This window comes from Streptomyces sp. RPT161, assembly GCF_027533845.1.
Classification (GTDB): Bacteria; Actinomycetota; Actinomycetes; order Streptomycetales; family Streptomycetaceae; genus Streptantibioticus_A; species Streptantibioticus_A silvisoli_A.
This window is the reverse complement of record NZ_JAPZVN010000016.1, coordinates 58,652-77,211: the sequence shown is the minus strand read 5'-3', so window position 1 is coordinate 77,211 and position 18,560 is coordinate 58,652. Positions and strand designations below refer to the sequence as shown.

Here is an 18,560-nt window from a genome sequence, read left to right as displayed (position 1 = left end):
GGAGAGGCCGAAGTGGCCTCGGCAGGGGGCACGAAGCGGCAGGACCAGCGCTAAAGTCCATAGGCCGACGCAAGGCTGCTGTGATCCAATGCGCTCATGAGTCTGTCGGTGGATGTCTTCGTCATCGGAGCCGACGGTGAGATGCAGGTGCTGGACGTTCCAGCAGGATGCTCTTACCTGGCCGGATTCGAGCGTTGGCGTACCCGGGTGTGGGGGTCGGAGGCGGTCCGTTCGTTGGGAGCCCGCTTCTTTCCGGTCCTCGCCGCTGCCGACCTGCAGGTTGACGTCGACCAGGTGCCAGCATTCCTGCGAGAGTGCGCTCTGCTCCGCGAACACCTCGAGACGATCGTGGCAGGGACGCCCGCCGTGCGGACGGTTGAGGAACACCGGGACGTAATTTCTAGGCGGTTGGCAAACATTGAAGATGCCGCCAGGCGCGCACAGGCGATGGGCGGCGGGGTCCTCAGCTGGTGACCTGCGGCGACAGGATCCGCAGGGCCGCTGCGGTGGTCACGCCGCTTGCCACAGGGGGGAGGCAACGCGCTCGGCGCCGGGTCTTCTGCGCGGATGGGAACCAGGCGTAGACCGCTCATGCCGCAGTCCCGAAGTCGTCGCGCCGTAGCGTCTTGGCGATGGCCCGCCCAGTGATCGCCTTCGTGGCGGCTGCGGAGGCGGGGCCGATCTCCTTGACGGACCGCTCCTTGTACCAGGGCTTGAGGGTGAGCATCGCGACGCGGATGCCGGTGGCAAGAAGGAGAGCCTTCCCCTTGGGCAGGGCACGGATGGCGTCCGGGGGCAGGATCCGTTCGGTGCGCATCGAGATCGATGTGGACTTGCCGCCGTCGCTGGTGGAGACCGACGAGGTCTGCACGTCGTGGTCGCCGACGAGGCGGGAGACGCGGTCAGCGAAGTCGGCGTCGTCCATACCAGAGCCGATGATCTTGACGGTGGCGGCGGACCAGAGCGCATCCATGCCCGTCTCACCCCAGACCTTCTGGCCCTGCCGGTAGCTCTGCAGGATCGTGACGGGGATGACGCCACGGCTGCCGAGGTGCGAGTACAGGTCCGGCAGGTCCGAGATGCGGCACACGTTGGCGGCCTCATCGAGGATCGCCAGGAGCGGCGGGTCGAGCCTGCCGCCGGAGCGTTCCGCGACGATCACCGCGGCACGCATCACCGCGTCGGCGGCTGCGGCGATGATCGCGCTCGCGCTGCCGCCGCCGTCCTTGGACAGCAGGTACAACGTGTCCTTGGAGGTGGCGAAGTCGGCGGGCTTGAACTCGGGGTGCTCGTCGGTAGGGGTGACCCACGCGGCGATCTCCGGATCGAGCAGGCAACTGGCGTACTGCCGCGCGGTCTCGAAGATGCCGTCCCGCGTCTCCGTTGCGCCGCTGACGGTTCCCTGAAGCTGGGCGGCGACCGCCACGTGTCCGGCATCGGTGAGCAGGTCGACCGGAGTGCGGTCGGCCGGGGAGGCGAGCCAGGCGAGTACGTCAGTGATCGGACGGCCGGACGAGGAGGCCGCCAGGAACAGGGCCGCGAGAGTGTTGCTCGCCGCGGTGGACCAGAAGTCGCTGCCGTTGGAGTCGTCCACGGAGGCGGCGACGAAGTGCCCGGCCAGACGCTTGGCCCCAGCCAGGTCGTGGGCGTCGGCGAGGATGTCCCACCACATGAGGCGTGAGTGGTGCGCGATCTGCTGCGGGTCGAGCGTCCATATCGTGCCGACCTTGGAGCGCGCGTCGACGGTGGTGGTGAAGGCGTCGTTCGCCGCCTTGTTGGAGGTCAGCAGCACCGGCCCGGGCGCAGACAGGATCGCCGGGATGGCCAGCCCTGAGGTCTTGCCGGAGCGCGGCGCCATGATCGCCACCAGGACGTCCTCCCAGGAGGCACGAACCTCCACTCGGCCAGGATCGAGGGTGCCAAGCAGGAGGCCGCGATCGGCCGGGGCGATCTGCTTGGGATTGAGCCCGGAGAGGCTCGGCCGCAGGTTCTTTGCCTTGGCGGCGGTCTCCTTGTCCAGTAGCGGAGCGAGATCCGCCTTGCTCGCCAGCCCGGTTGTGGCACCGCTACGCCGGGACAGCCAGAAGATCGCTGCCGTGGTGAGGGCGGCGCTGAGCAGGATGGAGGGGAGGACCCGCGTGCCGATGAGCAGCGCGGTGGGGGGAAGGTCGGGCCAGAGTTCGGCTGGATGAAGGATCGTTTCCGCTGGCTGGTAGGGGGACCAAGCTCCGGAGCCCAGCAGAGAGTTGGTGAGGTTGCCGGTCAGCCAGGCGAGGGAGCCGTAGCCGAGGGCGGCGCCGACGGCGCCGAACAGCAGGTAGAGAAGCGCGTCGGTACCGGTGGTGGCCGAGGGCGCGCTGGTACGCGGGGCAGGCATGAAGCAGTCCAGGAAGCGAAGTTGATAGCGGAAGGTGGAATGCGCGGCACTCTTCTGCTGGTCATGCGGAAAGCTCCTGTTCGAAGATGGGGATGGAGACGGGAGGGCGTACCCGGTTTGCGATGTCCGTGCGGACACGGGCGCCGAAGGCGAGGGCTGTCCACCGGTTGTCGACCCGGTGCGCTGTACCGCAGGTGCGCGATCACGAGGGCCTCGAGGACGGCGACGGGATAGGGAGAAGCCCGTTGCGCGGACTAGTCGACGATGAGGATCCGCCCGATCGCGGATTTGGTTCGGCCGGAAACAGGTGCTAGGCGGCGGAGCTGCCGAGGTCAACAGGGGGGCACGCTCGGTGAGTTGGGACGCCGCCCCGCTGGTCAGAGGAACGGGTTCTCACACGACCGGTCGCTAGAGGTTCCGGCGGCCAGGAGTTCGGGGAGGTCGTCGGGTTCGGAGGCGCGGTTGTCGATCCACCAGCCGGCGCGGGTGATTGTCCGGGTCGCGTCCTCTATCTGCTGCCACGCGGCATCGCCCATGTCGCCTTCGAGAACCAGAGAGGTGTAGGCGGCGGACACCAACTGGTGGCGGCAGCACGCGCCCCAGGCGATCCCCCGCTCGGTGCCCTCCAGCGGAGGCATCCGGTACCGTGCCGACCAGGCATCGGCGGCGGCCTGCTCCTCGGCACGCTTGGCGGCCAGCCAGGCCGCCCTGTCTTCTTCGCGATCGGTGCGTGCAGCCTTCCAACAATCGGTGCACTCTTGCTTGGCCAGCCACTCAGCGAAACCGGCACGGCGGTCCGCAGGGCGGACCGACAGATCGCGCTCGACCTCGTGTCCGCACGAGTGCGTGATCGTCCAGATCTTCTTCACAGCCACCGGTATGGCTCCTTCCAGTGGGTTGGGTCTCAGCGAGAGCGGGAGACATCGCGACGTGGATCGACCGGCCGCGCCGGAGAGTCGGCCGCCGGGGCAGGTGTTGTCGGCGTGCCAGGCAGGGCGGAGACCGCAGGGCTGCGGGCGAGCGCGGAATCGCTGATCGAAGACCCTTGTTCAGGGGTGTGCTGGGCGTGGAGGGCTGTGGCCTGCGCGGTGCGGTGATGCGTTACGGCCTGGGCCAACTCGGGGTGTACGGCCACCAGGAGGTCGGCACGCTGCGCGGCAAGGGCAGCTGCCGCGACGTGGTCGAGCGCTTGCAAGCGGTCGATGTTGTTCGGCAGCGTATAGATGTCCAGCCCGGGGTGGTGCTGCCATCCGTGCTGTTCTAGCAACTCGCCGCCAAGGCGGGCACCGTCATCGATGGCGGCGACTACGCCGAGCTGCGGGTGCTCGGCGAACGCCACATCGGGCGCGACAGGTTCGTAGTGCACGAACTGTTCGGCCTGCGCAGCGTGTTCGATCGGCTCGAACTCGACATCGGCGTCTACGGCGAAGCCAGCCTTGCGCAAGGTGGCGATGGCTTGGGCGGTGTGTGCCCGGCCGTCGCGGTAGTGGTCGGCGAGTGCGTACAGATGGGGATGGTCCGGGACTCGCCGAAAGTCGAGGCGGTCGAGCATCCACTGACCGGCAGGCAGGTCACGGGTGTTGCGGGCGACGATGCCGTACTGGGGGTGACGGCCAAAGGCCAGGTCGGCAGGTTCCATGACGGTGTTCCTGTGTCGGTGGTCAAGGACGGTTGCATCGCGGTACTTCTGGTTGACTCATGTCTGTAGGCCGCCGAGTTCGTTCAGGGCCGGGGCGGTGGGAGTGGGCTGCAGGCCAGGTGGCATGGGATGCCCGGCCTGGGTAACGAAGTTTGATGGTTCGTCGGAAATCCTGAAGCTCTGCCAGTAATCTCGACTCAGTCGTTGTCTCGCTGAACTGAGCGGCCCATGGCACTGGCAGTCATCCGGAACATCTCCTCGGCTCGTGCGCTGCGGACGCAGCGCGACATCGAGGACTTCGAGCAAGAGATCGTTGATCAGTTCGCCCTGTCCATGGCCGCGGCCAACCTGACCGACAGCCACATCGGCAATGTGCGGGCGGCTATCTTCGAGTTCGCGAGGACCCTCAACGGCCCGCTGTGGACTGCATCGTGCGACGACGCCGACCGCTTCCTGACGGGGCTGCGGCTGGAGGGCCGGGCCCACAGTACGCGGGCGGGCAAGGCCGGCATGCTGGCTTACTTCTACGACTTCGTGATCAGCCGGTACCAGGGCGACATCCACGTCTTGACCGGCTCCGTGGTCCAGCAGCCGATCGACGAGTACAACCGCCCCAGCAGTCCGGTCTTCGCCAACATGCGGATCCCGCCCTCCGACGCGGAGGTCGACCAGCTCTTCGGGCAGTGGCGGACGTCGGTCTCCGAGGCTCGCAAGTATCTGCCGGCCGCCCGGAACTACTTCGCGGCCTCGCTGTGGCGCCGCTTGGGACTGCGGATCAACGAGGCACGCATGCTCGACATCCGTGACTGGCGCCCTGATCTGGGCACGTTCGGCAAGCTCCACGTCCGGCACGGCAAGGGCAGCCGTGGCCGAGGGCCCAAGCCGCGGATGGTCCCGGCGATCAACGGTGCTGACCGTCTGATCGACTGGTGGCTCACCGACGTACGCCACCAGTTCGGACCCGACTGGGCCCATCCCGACGCCCCGCTGCTGCCCAGCGAACGGCATGACGAGCTCACCGGGCACTGCACGCGGATCAACCACAGTTCCCTGCGTGCCGGTCTGTCGGGCGCCACCGAGCTGTGGCTGCCAGCCTGGGCGGGAAGGCTCACGCCCCATGTCCTGCGGCACTACTGTGCCTCCTCGCTCTACGGGGACGGGATGGATCTGAAGGCCCTGCAAGAACTCCTCGGACACGAGTGGCTGTCGACGACCAGCCGCTACATCCACGTCCATAGCGATCACGTCGAGCGAGCCTGGATGAGTGCGAACGAGCGACTCGAAGCGCGCTTGGGAGAGGTGTGAACCCGTGCAGTGGAACCTGCGGCTGAAGGCCGCCGAGCGCGGCATCTGGAAGTCCACCGAGATGCGTCGGCTCCTGGCCCAAGCTGGGTTGGAGATCAGCGCGGGCAAGATGTCGGCACTGTGGACAGGGACACCGACCTCAATCCGGCTGGACGACCTGGACGTGATCTGCGCGGTCCTGGACTGCGAGCCGACCGCGCTGCTGATCCGCGAACCGGAGAAGGTCGCCGCACGTCGGCCGCCCGAGCAGGAGACCGCCGCGGCCTCCGATGCGGGTCCGGTCGTCGCCCCGCGGTTCGGCCGTCCACGCTCGCAGCCGCCGCTATGAGCACCCCACCGCCCGGCAAGTGCACGGTCTGCCAGGTCAACCGGGTCGCCTGGACCAAGCCGCGGATGGACTTCTGCTACAGCTGCCTGCCCGGCGGCCCGTTCATCCCGCCGCCGTGCCGGGCCTGTGGCGGGGTGGACTACTTCAGCCAAGGACTGTGCACCCGCTGCCATCCCGGAGCCCCGCTCCACGTCGGCTCCTGCCAGGGCTGCCTGGCCTGGGGCGTCTACCGGTCCACCAGCTGGCAGTGCTGGAGCTGCCGCTGGTGGTTCACCCACTATCCCGTCGACACGTGCGAGTTCTGCGGACGCAAGAGCCGGATCAACGGCCAGGGCGCCTGCCGACTGTGCTGGGAGAACGCCCGCCTTCATCAACAGCCCGGCCGGGCCCCCAACCTGGAGACCGTCAGACAGCACGGGCAGCAGCTCTTCTTCGCCAACCTCCAGTACGACAAGACCGGAGCCGCCCGGCGCCGCGCCGCCCGCGCCCGTGAACTGCACCAGAAGCGGCCACCAGCAATTCCCGAGACCATTACCGGTACCCGCCAGTTGCTGCTGTTCCGTATGCCACCCGGCCACGGCGCCATCAAGAACCGTGCACTGACGGGCGATTCGCGGCTGCTGCGTTACTGCGAGCCCGTCCTGCGCGAGCACGCCGAGCGACACGCATGGACGCGGCGACAGACCAACAGCGTCGTCCACACCCTCAAACTGCTGGACGCCCTGCAGGACTGGCCGGGCGCGAAGATCCTGGTCAGCGACGTCACCGCCAGCATCCGATACGGCGGCACCCAGACCTCGACGCTGGAGATCCTCGCCGCCGCCGACCTCCTGGTCGACGACCGGACCACGGCCGTCGAGCGGTACTTCGCGAAGAAGACCACGGGTCTGCCGCAAGAGATGACCGGTCAACTGCAGCTGTGGTTCGACGTCATGCTCAAGGGCAGTGCCACCGCCCCGCGGCGACGTCCCCGCCACGAGCAGACCATCCACCTCCACATACAGGGCATGGCCCCGATCTGGCGACGATGGGCCGACCAGGGACACACTTCGCTCGCCGAGATCAGCAGGCAGGACTTCGTCGAGGCACTCCCGGCCGAAGGAGCCAACCGGCTCTTCGCTGACCAGGGCCTGCGCTCGGTATTCGCCGTCCTCAAGTCCCGTAAGAAGGTCTTCACCAACCCCACGAGAGGCGTCCCCATAGCCCGGAGCAACACCACCATCCCCACGCCTCTCGACACGACGAAGATCCGCGATGCGCTCAACTCGTCCGATGTCACCGTGGCCCTGGCCGTCGCGCTGGTTGCCTTCCACGGACTGACCGGCTCGCAACTCGCCGCGATCCAGCTCACGGACATCAGCGACGGCAAGCTCACCCTCGGCGAGAAGACCATCCCGCTCGCCGGGCCGGTCCTGACCCGCCTCACCGCCTACCTTGACCACCGAGCCCGGAGCTGGCCCAGCACCCTGAACCCCCACCTGATCGTCAACCGCAAGACCGCTCCGCGGACCACACCGACTAGCAGGCTCTACGCCTGGCGGACCCTCGACGTGAAGCCACAGGCCCTGCGCGAGGACCGCATCCTTCAGGAGATCTTCGCGACCGGCGGCGACGTACGCCGCATCTGCGACTTCTTCGGCATCGGAATCGACGCGGCCATGCGCTACACCCTGGTCCTCGCACAGGCCGACCCCGAAGGCGACTCCGAGCAGTAGCCGACAGGAACTCAGGACCTCACCTACACTCATCACTGCACCTCCCGGCGCCGGACAGGCAGCAAAGGCGCTTCAGTTTTCGTGAACTCGGCGCCTTTGGCGGCCATGCGGGCGTCGGTGTCGAACAGTTGCCGCTCAGCCGGGTGCAGAAGGTGCTGGACGATGAAGCTGCGACCCGCGACCTTCCATAGCCCTCGGCCCTTGGTGAGGGCGGAGACAGCTTGGGTTTCGACACCGGTCAGGCCGAGTAGAGAGGCGGCGGTGGCGAGTTGGTCCGGTTCTTGGCGGTAGATGATGCGGGTGGAGCAGTCGGCGAGGAGTCCCTCGGCGAGGACGCGTCCGCGTGATCCGGCGTCGCCTGCGGAGAGCAGATCGGACAGGCGATGGATGATCATGAGGTTGGCGATGCCGAGCCCGCGGGAGAGCTTCCACTGCGCCTGCATGCGCTCCAGCAGGCCGATGTGGCGCATCACCCGCCAAGCCTCGTCATAGATCACCCAGCGACGTCCGCCGTGGGGGTCGGCGAGGGCGGATTCCATCCAGGCGCTGGCGCAGGTCATCGCCAGCACGAGAGCGGCGTCGTCGCCAGCACCGCCGAGCCGAGACAGGTCGATCGACAACATCGGTGCGCTGGCGTCGAACTTCACGGTCGACGGAGCGTCGAACATTGCGCTGAGGTCGCCGTGGACCAATCGTCGCAGGGCGTGAGCGAGGTTCTGTGCGGCCGGGCCCATCCGCCCGGCCCCCTCGCCGAGCGCGGAATCCAAACGCTGGGCGCTGCCAAGTGCGTGAGCGATTTCGCCGAGCAGCGGCACTGCGTCGCGGGCTTCGGCGTCGGCGACGACCAGGTCGAGGGCGAGGTCGAGCGCGGTGTGTTCCATCGGCCGCAGGTCGCGCTTGAGTACGGTGCGGGCCAGGCCGCCGAGGAGCAGAAGGCGGCGCTTGCGGACCTCGCTGGCCCAGTCACTTTCGTTCACGCCGATCGGTCGGGCCGGGGCGTCGAGCGGGTTCAACCGCCCTGGCAGACCGGGGCCGAGGGCGATGGCGTAGCCGCCGAGTGCATGCGCGAGGTCGGTCCATTCGCCCTTGGGGTCGCAAGGGACGTAGATGCGGTAGCCGTGGGCGATCGCTCGGGTCGCGATGCTCTTGGCCAGGGCGGACTTGCCCATGCCGATGATCCCGGCCAACACCGCGTTCGGGTTGGTGAACCCGTCGAGTCGACCGCTGTTGTACAGGCTGAACGGGTCGTAGCAGAACGCCGCCTCCGCGTGGACATCGCGTCCGATGAAGATCCCTTCCGCACCCAGGCCGCCTTCTGCCAGGAAGGGGTACGCGCCGCTGGCGGTGGCGGTGGTCATCCGGTGCGCGGGTAGCCCGAGCTTGCCCCCTCGTGCTGACGCTGGACCGGGGCGCCCGGAGGCGGGGTAGGTCGCCCGCAGCTCCGGGTCGACACCTTGTGCGGCGTGTCGTTGGCGGGGTGCTGCGGCGTGGCGGGCTTGACGGCGCGCGGCGGCGAACTCCGCTCGCGCCTCGCGCTGCTGGGAGCGGGAGGTCCTGCGGGGGATGTACAGGGGGCTGGCGCTGGCGCGGGTCTTTGGCATGGCAGTGCTCTCGGCTGGTCAGTGGCGGATGAGGCCGGTGAACGGGGTGTGCAGGTCGGCCGGGGTGGACTGGCGTCGCACGGTGCGGGAGGCTCCCTGGTGGCGCTGGCAGATCGTCAGCTGAGGGGCTCCCTCGGGCAGGCGGGCTGTGCACGCCTCCTGGGCGGGTACATCGCCGGTGTCGGGCATGGGTGCTGTGTGGTAGGCGGCGTGCAGGTGGGCGGCGGCCTGCCAAATCCGGGTCCGTGCGGCCTTGAGGTGATCGCCCTCGGTCTCGATCAGCGGCGCCGTGCGTGCCACATGGGCGTCCATGAGGCCGTGCAGGGCAATCAGGTGGGCGTGCAGGGAGTCCAACTCGGCGCGGGTGGCGACCAGGGCGCCGCCGGGAAGGTTCAGTGCCCGATGGAAGTCGATTGCCGCGGTCGCGTACGGAACGAAGTCCTGCGCGGCAGGGGTCGTGGTGTGGGACATGGAGGTGGCGCTCTTTCGGCAGGGAGGCGAGCCGGCGTCAGGCGGCGAGGGCGAGCGGCATGGCGGCGGCGGTGAAGGCTTCGGCCTGCTGCCAGGTCAGCGGGCGAACATCGAGCTGGGCAGCGACAGCCGCGGTTTCCACGACCGCGCACGCAGAGCGCAGCTCCTCCTCGGAGTCGGCCGAGACAGTCAGTAGCCCGGTCAATGCGACATCAGCGTGCCCGGCGATCAGCTGCCGCTCACGAGCCTTGATGTCCTGGTACTCGATGCTGTCCACTTCGGAATCGACCTGGCCCCGGCGGACGCGTTCGGCAGCGTCCGCGATGACGGATGCCTTCTTGCGCTGGACATCGCGCAGTGCGGCATCGAGGCCCTTCGGCTCGTAGGACAGGGACAGGGTGCGGCGGACGCCAGCGGTGAACAGCAGCTGGTGCAAGAACCCCGCGCTGGTTTCGGTGCGGGGCCAGTTCTCCACCCAGTAGGTGGTGTGGAACGCCGAATCGGTAGCGATGCGGTCAGCCTTCTCCACGACCACCACCGGGCCAGCGGCGGCAGGATCAGCCTCGGGGCGCCCCGTGGACGACCAACGGTCCAGCGCCGGAAGAGACGTGGGGTCGTAGGCGCTGCGTACGACCGCCGCGATCTCGGTGGCGGACAACCAGCTGGTCGGGTTGAGACCGGCGGTGCGGGCGGCTTGGTCGAACGTCGCGGTCAGCTGGGTGAGGATGGAGAAGGCGCCCATCAGTCCGCCACCGGCCTGGTTGATCAACCGGCGGGCGGCCTTCATGTCAAGTGCGACCGCGACATACGCCTCGTGCGGGGCGGCGGCAGGCCCGGCGTTCTTGATAAGTTCGCTGTAGACGGCGCCTGCAAGCGGCGCGTCGGGCTGGCCATGTTCGTCCCAGTAGCGGCGCAGCGCGTCACCGGAATCGGGGACGGTGCGCTCGATCACCTGGATGCGGGCGACCTGGTTGGTGCGGGCCAAGGCTGCCAAGGTCCGGCCCCAGCCAGACACGTTGGCGTTCTGGGTAGCGGGGTCCAGCAGGGCGTAGGCGCGGGAGGCCACCTTCACCACCGCGGTGAGCGTGCCCGCATGGGGGTCGTGAACTGCGCCGTAGCGGCGGTCGGGAGAGGTGACGACGCGCAGGTTGGCTGCGGTGCCGGGCAGGTTCAACAGGCCCTCGCGCACCGGGCGGCGCGTCGGCCGCACGAGCCAGATCATCTGTCCGCGCATGCGGCGTAGAGCGTAGCGGGTGACGATCGGTGCCCAGTCGGCCAGGGACCGGCCCCGGTGGCGGACGAAGACGAACAAGGCGATGGCGGCCCAGGCGGGCAGCAGCTGCAGGGCGCCGACCACGCCGCGGGTGAGGATCACGGCGAGCAGCAGCAGGCCAGAAGCGGCGAGGACGATCAACTGGGCGGTGGTCAGGCCGAGCAGGATGCCGCGGCGGGAGCGGTGCGGGAACGTTACGGCGGCCAAGGTGGTGGCCGGGTAGTCAGACATCGGGAATCCAGGTGGTATGAGCACGGAATATCGGGCGACCGGAGGCGGGACGCTCTTCTGGAAGTCATCGCGGGACACCTGTTTCGGTTGAGGAACGAGGAGGAGGCGGGGCGGGCTGTGCGTAGCGGACCAGCCCGCCCCGCGGATGGATCAGGCATCGGAACTTGGCGGCTGGTCCGGGAAGTTCCAGCGAGCCGGGGTCGGCGAGCCGGTCGCCGACGGGCCGTTACTGCCCGCCGCCGGTTCCGATCGGCGAGCGGACACACCGTTGCCGATAGGCCGGATCGGCCCGGGATCTCCACCGCGTTCCGGACCGGAGGGAGCGGCGGGTACGAACCTGGTCGGAAGTCCGCCGGACTGGCTACTCGGGGAGGCCAGTTGCTGAGCCGAGCCGTCGCTGGTCGCAGGCTCGCGGGACTCGGAGGCATTACTTCCGCCTGCCGTGCCGGGTCGGGTGATCAGTGGTGGGATGCCGGGCCGCTGAATGAGAGTGCGACCCCTGTCACCGTTGGCGTTCGAATCCTCGCCGTACCGGTACTTGGTGGGCTGCCGGGGCGGTCCGGCGTCGATGCCTTCCTTGCTGATCCGACCGGTCGGATCGATGCCGGAGGCGACGCCGCACGGACCCATGCCCGGAACCTGGTTCGGCCCCTGCGGAGCCGGAGAGCCGGTGCGCATCTGCAAGGCCAGGCTGCCCGCAGTCTTCGCCGCGCCTGCCGCGACCGCCATGCCCGCGACACCGGATCGGTGGACCTCATCGTGGCCGCCACCGTCGGTCGCCCAGTGGATGAACCGGTACGTGGCGTACGGGCACAACAGCACCAGGACCATCACCACGATGCCCGCCATGGCGTCCGACACGGCACCCATGCCGTCCTTGGTATCGCTGTTGCCGATCGCGCTGACGCCGATCAGGAAGACCACCGTCATCAGCAGCTTGGAGACCACCAGGGTGCTGGTGGCCTCGATCCACCCGCGCCGCCAGCGCCGGGCTGCCTCCCAACCGCCACCAGCCCCGGCGAAGATCGCGAGTGTGACAAGGATCAGCACGCCGACCTTGCGCGCGACCATGACACACCAGTACAAGAAGGCGCCGATCGCGCAACCAACGGCGACCAGGGCGGGGATCGCCCAGCCGAGTTGGAACATCGCCCCCAGTTCGGAGACCTTGATGATGCGTCGCACCGCATCCGCGATGCTGAGGTTGGCCGCCTTGAACAGCCCGTCGGACAATGCGTCAACGGCGGTGACGGCGACCGCAGTGAAGGAGACGGCGCAGAAGGAGAACAGGACGCCGGTCATGGTGCCCCAGGCGGCCTGGGCGAGTGCTCGCTCGTCCCGGCGCCAGGCGGCGAGCATCAGCTGCAGGCAGAACGTGCCGACGATCAACGCCAGACCGATTGGAAGAATCAGGTCATAGTTGTTCCTGAACCACGAGGCGTTCAAGTCGATGGCCGTCGTCTTGTCGACGGCCTTGGCGGCAAGGTTCGCGGCACTGGTGGCCAACTCGCCCATGGACTTGGCTATCCACGCGCCGATGCCGTCGGTGATGCTCTTGCCCGGGTCACTGACGAAGTTGATGCCATCGACGACGTCGCACACCTTGTCCATCAAGGGGATGTCGCAGACTCCCATGGCAGATACCTCCTTTCTCTGTCTCGGGGGTCAGGGGGCGACGGCGGGCAGGACGCCCACCAGGGCACAATCCTTGCCGGGGTGGCACTGGACGGCGAGGGTGATCGAACGGTCTTCGGCACCGCCGTGGGGCGAGCCGCTCCACGCGATGGACTGCTTACCGGTGACGGTGACGGCGTAGATGTACGCCTGGGCGATCGCGCCGGGGTCTGCCTGCAGCGCCTGTGTGAACGAGGCCGGGAAGTGGGCCTCGGCCACGGTAGCGGTGGCGTACTGGCGGTCCTGGGCCATCTGCTCCCACAACTGGGCCGAGGGAACCTGCTCGTCGACCGATGCGACATCCGCGTACTTCGACTCGCTGGTCATCCAGGCATGCAGTGCTGTCAGCAACCGGGATTGGGAGTAGGCGCGGGTGTCGTATGACCACAGGGCGGTGGCTGCTGCCCTGCCGAAGGCGATCGGGTCGTGCGTCGCCGGAGGCCTTGGCAGCGTGCCGCGTCCGGCAGACGCGGATGCCGACGGCGACGGCGCATAAGGAACGGCCGATGCCGAACTCTGCCCCCTTGCAGGCGCTTTGGCAGGCGTCCTACTGTCGCGCGTGAGGTAGGCGAACAAGCCGGCGAGGACAACGAGCACGACCAGGACGGCGGTGCCGATCAGCGCCCGGCGGCGCATTCGCGGTGCGCCGCCGGAGGAGTCATTGCTGCGGGTGGACATCAGTGGACCTGCGTCCCCAGCGTGCTGAAGAACGCGACCACGCCGTTCGCCGCGCCCAGCAGGAGGGCCGCACCGGCGGAGACCAGCACGCCCTTCTTACCGTTCGCCTCCGCCTGGTGGCCGCCGGAGTGGTGGCCCCAGGCCCACACGCCCGCGCTGACCGCGAGCGCGCCGACCACGGCGATGATGCCGAACAGGTTGATCGAGCCGATCACCTGCTTCAAGACCGGCAAGCCAGGCAGGCCGCCGCTATTGGGACTGATACCGGGATCGTAGGCGAGCTGGATGGCCTTATCAGCGAGCATCACTGCGAACTCCAGTTCGGAAGTGGGCGCGCGGAAGCACGCCGTGAAGAGAGGAAGGGGGAAGAGGAAGCGCCGGTCAGACGACGCGGCGAGCCGCGAGGATCTGCGGCTTCCAGGCGGCGAGCGTGGCGATGCGGACCACGTCACCGGTGTGTGGGGCGTTGATGACGAGCCCGTCACCGATGTACATGCCGACGTGCTCGGGCGCCGCCGCAGTGCCTCGCGTGAACAGCAAGTCACCTGGCTTCAGGGCGCTCACCGGCACCGGCTGGCCGACTACGACCTGCTCGTAGGTCGTACGCGGCAGCGAGACCCCCGCCGCCTTGTAGGCCATCTGCATCAGCGACGAGCAGTCACAGCGCCCCATCGGGTCCGAACCATGCGGATCAGTGCAGCTACCACCCCACTGATACGGAGTGCCAAGCTGCCCCAGCGCCCACCGGATCGCGGTACGCACGTGCGGCGAAGCATCCGCCGGGATCGAATACTCGGACGGCACCGCCCCGGCGGGAATAGGACCAAAACTGCTGCCGTCACTGGTCGAACAGCCACCGCTGCCGCTCGGCGACGAGCCGCTCGGTGACGGGCCGGCACTCGGACCACTGGCCTTCGCCAGCAACGGTTCGATCGCCTTCTGCAGAGTCGTGGCCAGCGGCTCCCACTTCGCGTAGGCATCCGGGAATGCTGACCGCTGCACCGCCTGGGCGGCCTGAGCGACAGTCATCGACTGCCAGCCGGAGACCTCCTCCAGCGCCGAGTAGAGCTCGGTACTGGCGTGCACCGGGTCCATGATCTGCTCAGGCGTGCCCCATCCCGCAGACGGCCGCTGCTGGAACAACCCAAGGCTGTCGCGGTCGCCGTAGTTCAGATTACGCAGGCCGCTCTCCTGCAACGCGGTCGCCAACGCCACGATCTGCCCACGGGTCGGGATATGCATCGCCAACCCGGTGGCAACGATCGTCTCGGCGTTCGGCACCTGCTCTGCCGGATCATCCAGCCCCGGAACCGAAACCGATGTCTTGGCGCCTCCGCCCAAGGTGGTCTTCACCTGGGCGGCGACCACCGCAGCATCAACAGACCGCGGACTGCCAGTTGAACAGGAGACAGCCTGTGCACTTGCCGCTGCGGCCACCACGACAGGCAGGGCCAGCATCAGCGGACCGGCGGCGACGAGCCCGACGGCCGCTGCGGCTGAGGTCTTCTTCACTGCCACCGCCCAACGCCGCAGCGAACAGCCGGAGCTGTAGCCGGCATTGGGCCGGGCGACGGGTGTATGAGAGCGTGCTGCATCGCATCGTCTCCTTGCTGGTCGTAGGAGGCGCGGTGCCAACTCCTTGTGGAAAGTCGTCGGCACCGCGCCGGTGTGAATCAGCCCCGGAGGGCTGGCCCGGCAACGGAGTTGGTAGTCCCGGAACGCCAGACGTACATCAGTCAGCGGCAGCCAGCCGCCCTCGTAATCTCAGCCTGTGCATGCAGGCGCCTCCTTGTGCGGATGTATGGGTGCGGACAACGAGCTGATGCAGTGGCGCGATTGGACGCGCGAAATCATGCATCGGCACAGGTCAGCGCGGTGGAGCAGGGCTCCGTCGCGCTGACGAAGCGAGACAGTAGACGCGATTTCCGGCCGCACCAAACGACCACCCGAGCAGCCCACCTGGGCCCGGACCGCCGCGTTAGGTGCGGCCGGAAAACACAGCTAACCTCCGGCGCACTCCCCACTTCGAGCACTCCAGTGGCCCCCCTACGGCGGCGTTCGAAGCCTGGCCCAAACCGTTACCCGAGAGGTTCCTAGCGATGAGCTACACCCTGCACCGAGGCGACGCCCTGACCGTGCTGAAGGCCCTGCCCGACGAGAGTATCGACGCCGTCATCACCGACCCCCCGTACAACAGTGGCGGACGTACCAGCTCTGAGCGCACCAGCCGCACCGCCCGCGCGAAGTACACCTCCGGCGACGCAGCACACGACCTGGCCAACTTCCCTGGCGAGAACCGCGACCAGAGGAGCTACCGGTCCTGGCTGACCGAACTGCTCACCGAGGCGTACCGAGCAGCCACCGAGCACTCCGTTGCGATGGTCTTCACCGACTGGCGGCAGGAGCCGACCACCAGCGACGCGCTGCAGATGGCAGGCTGGACCTGGACGGGCACCATTCCCTGGATCAAGCCCGCGTCCCGTCCCCGCAAGGGCGGCTTCAAACAGTCGTCCGAGTTCATCCTCTGGGGCGTCAAGGGCACCCTAGACAAGGACCGTGACCTCTACCTGCCCGGCCACTTCATTGCCTCCCAGCCCCGCAAGGACCGAGTCCACATCACACAAAAGCCCGTAGAGGTCATGCAGCAGCTCGTCCGGATATGCCCCGAAGGCGGCACCGTGCTCGACCCGTTCACCGGCAGCGGCTCCACCGGCGTCGCCGCCCTACGCGAAGGCCGCGACTTCATCGGTGTCGAACTGTCCCCGCACTACGCCGATGTTGCGGAAGAGCGTCTGTTGCGGGCAGCGCAACCTACTCTGACGCGCGAGGACTTCGCCCTTGCAGGTCCCGGATGTGACTGACAGAGCGTCAAGGCAGCACCCGAAGCCCGTGCCTCGGGTGTTGCCTTATGGGATGGGCAAGCCTCAACAATGTTGCATTCAATGCAACGGAGGCTGAGGTGCCGAACGTAGACGAGTCGGCCGGTTCCGACCGCCTGGAGCTGATAGAGGGTGCTGTCCTGCTGGGTTCGGCATCCGCTGTGTTCGAGGCGCTGCAGTCGGGGTAAGCCGGTCAGCAGCGCGCCCGCTTCTTGCAGGAGGCCCCAGACGATCGCTCCGCGGACCCCGATGACACGCCGGTTCGCCGCGTTCTAGGGCCAGTACCCGTGGGGACCCGTTATGCCCAGCACGACCGGAGCGCTACCACCCAGCCGGGCTGCGGCGACGCGGGCTTTGAAGGCGGGATCTGCCCGGTTGACTTGATCACTACCAGCAATTGCGATCGTCATAACCCAGGGACCCATGGCTCGCCTTTGGGCTACATTCAGGCCATGGACCCTTCCATGAGCGCCTTGGTCGTCTCTGTGGTCGGGGTGATCGGCACACTTGCGTCCGGGCTACTGGCACACCGGAGCGCGCTTCAGACCAAGACGGTGGAACTTGACCATGCAGAGAGGCAGAGGCGGGAAGAACAACTGGCGGTAGAACGCCGTGAGGCCCTCAGCGCGCGGAGAGCCTCGTACGCGGCGTTCAACCAGCGCTTACGGCAGTTCCACTCGGTTCTGTCGAGAGACTACCTCGCTCTTGCATCTGGGCAGGCGAGCCCTCAACAGGCCCGAGAGCGCGAAGAACCTCGTCGCATCCTACGCGACGTATACGCTGAGGCGCAGATGGTGATCAGCGATGACGTACTTGCTGTCGCAGGCAACATCGTGCATCAACTTCATCGCCTCCACGCCTTACTCGGCCAGCACGAGCAGGCGATCAGAACTGAGGAGTCCTTGGAAGAAATCAAGGACAGACTGGAACGCGCCTCGGAGGGCTTGTACGAGGTGAGGCAGACCATGCGAAGAGATCTCGGCATCTCGGAGCTCCCGATCCAGCGGCCCAACGACTATGGCGCTACGTGACACCTTCGAACGACAAGTGCCCTGCCAGGCTGTGCAGTCAATGGAGGAGGAAAGATGAGGCCCATGCATTGGACTAGGTCCCGCTACTGCGACTCGGCAGGGCTCGACTGCGTCGAAGTTGCGATGGGCCCTGGCCCTGCACCCACTGTCTGCGTGCGGGACTCCAAAGACCCATTCAGCCCCACTCTCGCCTTTGAGCCCACTGCATGGTCGGAGTTCGTTAACTCCATAGAACAGTTGAAACCACGCGACTGACCAGCGCTGCGCGCGGGGCTGGTCGCATGGTTGAGCCAGACCACCACCAGCTAGGTCCCCACACACCCGGCGGCTGGTGCACCGCCGTAACCGGTGCACCAGCCGACCTGCATCGTTCACTCATGCCGCCTCGAAAGCCCGCTGAATCAAGGGGGTCGCCTTCTCCAGAGCAGCGGCTGAAGTGATCCGCACCTGCAGATCACCGGTGCCATGATGCCCGACACCCCGCATGTCCCGGGTAAACCCATCCTCCAAGTCGATGGAGTCCGGGTCCAGCTTCAGGTAGACCACGATCGCGGACTGAGCAGGACGGAACTGCACACACGCCACGTTCACCATCCGCCGGTAGGCGATGTAATGCAGCTTCGCCTCCACCTCCACCTCACCCGAGGCGGTCAGCACCTCATGCAACTCGTCATAGAGCGCGCGCAGCGACGACGGCGCACCGTACAACGTGGCCAACACCGTCCTCCCACCGCCTCCAGCAGACGGCAGCACGCCACGGTCAGGCAGCGACGGCTCGCTCACCGGCTCCGCAGAGCCCGACACGGACTCCACCAACAGCAGGCTCAGCAAGCCCCCGTCGAACAAGCGATACCGCACCAGGTCGATACGCTTGCCCAACTCCCGCACAGCAATCCGGTCGTGCTGGTAGAAGTCGCTGGCGATGCACACCACTCTCGGGGTGCGCCAATCGATCGACTCGGCGGCGTCATCGCCAAGCCGCTCCTTCACCAGGGCGTGGAACTCGTGGCGCGCGCTCTTGAGCCAAGATAGGTAGGAGACCGCCTGGGATACGACTCCGGCATGACTGGCCTTCTTGTACTCGATGACCACCGGAGTCCCGTTCTCGTCCAGCCCGAGCGAGTCGACCCGTCCTCGGTGCCACGGACCCGTCGGGTACTCCGACGCCAGGAAGCGGATGCCCAGCATCGCCTCCATGCCCGCTTCGATCCGCCGCTGCAGATCGCGCTCCAGCGGCGCCGTTGAGCCGCGCATCTCGACATCGCGTCCCTCGTCGTCGAGACGGAACAACTTCAGGTCGGTCACCTGGGCCTCCCCCTCCTGCTGGCGTTACGAGAAGACCCAAGTGCAAACCGCAC

The 18,560-nt window shown here is 67.6% G+C and carries 18 protein-coding genes; 7 read left to right on the top strand and 11 right to left on the bottom strand.

Translation table 11 applies throughout. The annotated features are described in order from the left end of the window. Positions 1-96 precede the first annotated feature (96 nt). Positions 97-474 (top strand): hypothetical protein, encoded by a 378-nt coding sequence (locus tag O5O46_RS26015; RefSeq protein ID WP_269858008.1) that lies wholly within the window; start codon positions 97-99, stop codon positions 472-474. Positions 475-589: 115 nt separating this feature from the next. Here O5O46_RS26015 and O5O46_RS26010 read toward each other — a convergent pair whose 3' ends face one another. From O5O46_RS26010 to O5O46_RS26000, 3 genes are all read right to left on the bottom strand, one after another. After that, positions 590-2,377, bottom strand: a complete 1,788-nt coding sequence (locus O5O46_RS26010; RefSeq protein ID WP_269858007.1) for a type IV secretory system conjugative DNA transfer family protein — start codon at positions 2,375-2,377, stop codon at positions 590-592. Positions 2,378-2,754: 377 nt separating this feature from the next. After that, positions 2,755-3,252, bottom strand: coding sequence for a hypothetical protein (locus O5O46_RS26005; protein WP_269858006.1), 498 nt, complete (start codon positions 3,250-3,252; stop codon positions 2,755-2,757). Between the two features lie 29 nt (positions 3,253-3,281). Continuing rightward, positions 3,282-4,016 carry a hypothetical protein gene (locus tag O5O46_RS26000; protein ID WP_269858005.1) on the bottom strand — a complete coding sequence of 245 codons (735 nt, stop codon included), beginning with the start codon at positions 4,014-4,016 and terminating at the stop codon, positions 3,282-3,284. Positions 4,017-4,244: 228 nt separating this feature from the next. On the opposite strand from O5O46_RS26000, the gene O5O46_RS25995 reads away from it, so the two are divergent. Genes O5O46_RS25995 through O5O46_RS25985 form a run of 3 tightly spaced genes read left to right on the top strand, consistent with a single transcriptional unit; the run spans position 4,245 to position 7,364 of the window. Further along, the gene (locus O5O46_RS25995) at positions 4,245-5,321 is read left to right on the top strand and encodes a tyrosine-type recombinase/integrase (protein WP_269858004.1); all 1,077 of its coding nucleotides are present in this window, start codon (positions 4,245-4,247) and stop codon (positions 5,319-5,321) included. 4 nt (positions 5,322-5,325) lie between these two features. Beyond that, positions 5,326-5,649, top strand: a complete 324-nt coding sequence (locus O5O46_RS25990; protein WP_269858003.1) for a helix-turn-helix domain-containing protein — start codon at positions 5,326-5,328, stop codon at positions 5,647-5,649. Continuing rightward, a complete protein-coding gene (locus O5O46_RS25985) occupies positions 5,646-7,364 on the top strand; it encodes a hypothetical protein (protein WP_269858002.1) in 1,719 nt (572 codons plus the stop codon). Before O5O46_RS25990 ends, O5O46_RS25985 begins: the two co-directional genes overlap by 4 nt. Positions 7,365-7,396: 32 nt before the next feature. On the opposite strand, the gene O5O46_RS25980 is transcribed toward O5O46_RS25985, so the two are convergent. The 7 genes from O5O46_RS25980 to O5O46_RS25950 form a co-directional block, all read right to left on the bottom strand. Next, positions 7,397-8,965: an ATP-binding protein gene (locus O5O46_RS25980; RefSeq protein WP_269858001.1), complete on the bottom strand. Its 1,569-nt coding sequence runs from the start codon at positions 8,963-8,965 to the stop codon at positions 7,397-7,399. 18 nt (positions 8,966-8,983) lie between these two features. Next, positions 8,984-9,436: a DUF6238 family protein gene (locus O5O46_RS25975; RefSeq protein ID WP_269858000.1), complete on the bottom strand. Its 453-nt coding sequence runs from the start codon at positions 9,434-9,436 to the stop codon at positions 8,984-8,986. 37 nt (positions 9,437-9,473) lie between these two features. Continuing rightward, a complete protein-coding gene (locus O5O46_RS25970; protein ID WP_269857999.1) occupies positions 9,474-10,940 on the bottom strand; it encodes an SCO6880 family protein in 1,467 nt (488 codons plus the stop codon). A 150-nt stretch (positions 10,941-11,090) separates the two neighbouring features. After that, positions 11,091-12,575, bottom strand: coding sequence for an SCO6881 family protein (locus tag O5O46_RS25965; protein ID WP_269857998.1), 1,485 nt, complete (start codon positions 12,573-12,575; stop codon positions 11,091-11,093). Between the two features lie 30 nt (positions 12,576-12,605). Next, positions 12,606-13,250 (bottom strand): hypothetical protein, encoded by a 645-nt coding sequence (locus O5O46_RS25960; protein ID WP_269858064.1) that lies wholly within the window; start codon positions 13,248-13,250, stop codon positions 12,606-12,608. A gap of 41 nt (positions 13,251-13,291) precedes the next feature. Beyond that, the gene (locus O5O46_RS25955; RefSeq protein WP_269857997.1) at positions 13,292-13,600 is read right to left on the bottom strand and encodes a DUF6112 family protein; all 309 of its coding nucleotides are present in this window, start codon (positions 13,598-13,600) and stop codon (positions 13,292-13,294) included. Between the two features lie 73 nt (positions 13,601-13,673). After that, the gene (locus O5O46_RS25950) at positions 13,674-14,804 is read right to left on the bottom strand and encodes a C40 family peptidase (RefSeq protein WP_269858063.1); all 1,131 of its coding nucleotides are present in this window, start codon (positions 14,802-14,804) and stop codon (positions 13,674-13,676) included. Between the two features lie 587 nt (positions 14,805-15,391). Here O5O46_RS25950 and O5O46_RS25945 point away from each other — a divergent pair. From O5O46_RS25945 to O5O46_RS25935, 3 genes are all read left to right on the top strand, one after another. Further along, positions 15,392-16,153, top strand: coding sequence for a DNA-methyltransferase (locus O5O46_RS25945; RefSeq protein WP_269857996.1), 762 nt, complete (start codon positions 15,392-15,394; stop codon positions 16,151-16,153). A 470-nt stretch (positions 16,154-16,623) separates the two neighbouring features. Then, the gene (locus O5O46_RS25940) at positions 16,624-17,202 is read left to right on the top strand and encodes a hypothetical protein (RefSeq protein WP_269857995.1); all 579 of its coding nucleotides are present in this window, start codon (positions 16,624-16,626) and stop codon (positions 17,200-17,202) included. A gap of 54 nt (positions 17,203-17,256) precedes the next feature. Then, on the top strand, positions 17,257-17,457 hold the full coding sequence (locus O5O46_RS25935; protein ID WP_269857994.1) for a DUF397 domain-containing protein: 201 nt from the start codon (positions 17,257-17,259) through the stop codon (positions 17,455-17,457). A gap of 120 nt (positions 17,458-17,577) precedes the next feature. On the opposite strand, the gene O5O46_RS25930 is transcribed toward O5O46_RS25935, so the two are convergent. Continuing rightward, entirely contained in the window at positions 17,578-18,507 is a 930-nt protein-coding gene (locus tag O5O46_RS25930; RefSeq protein ID WP_269857993.1) for a DUF5655 domain-containing protein, read from the bottom strand. Positions 18,508-18,560: the final 53 nt, after the last annotated feature.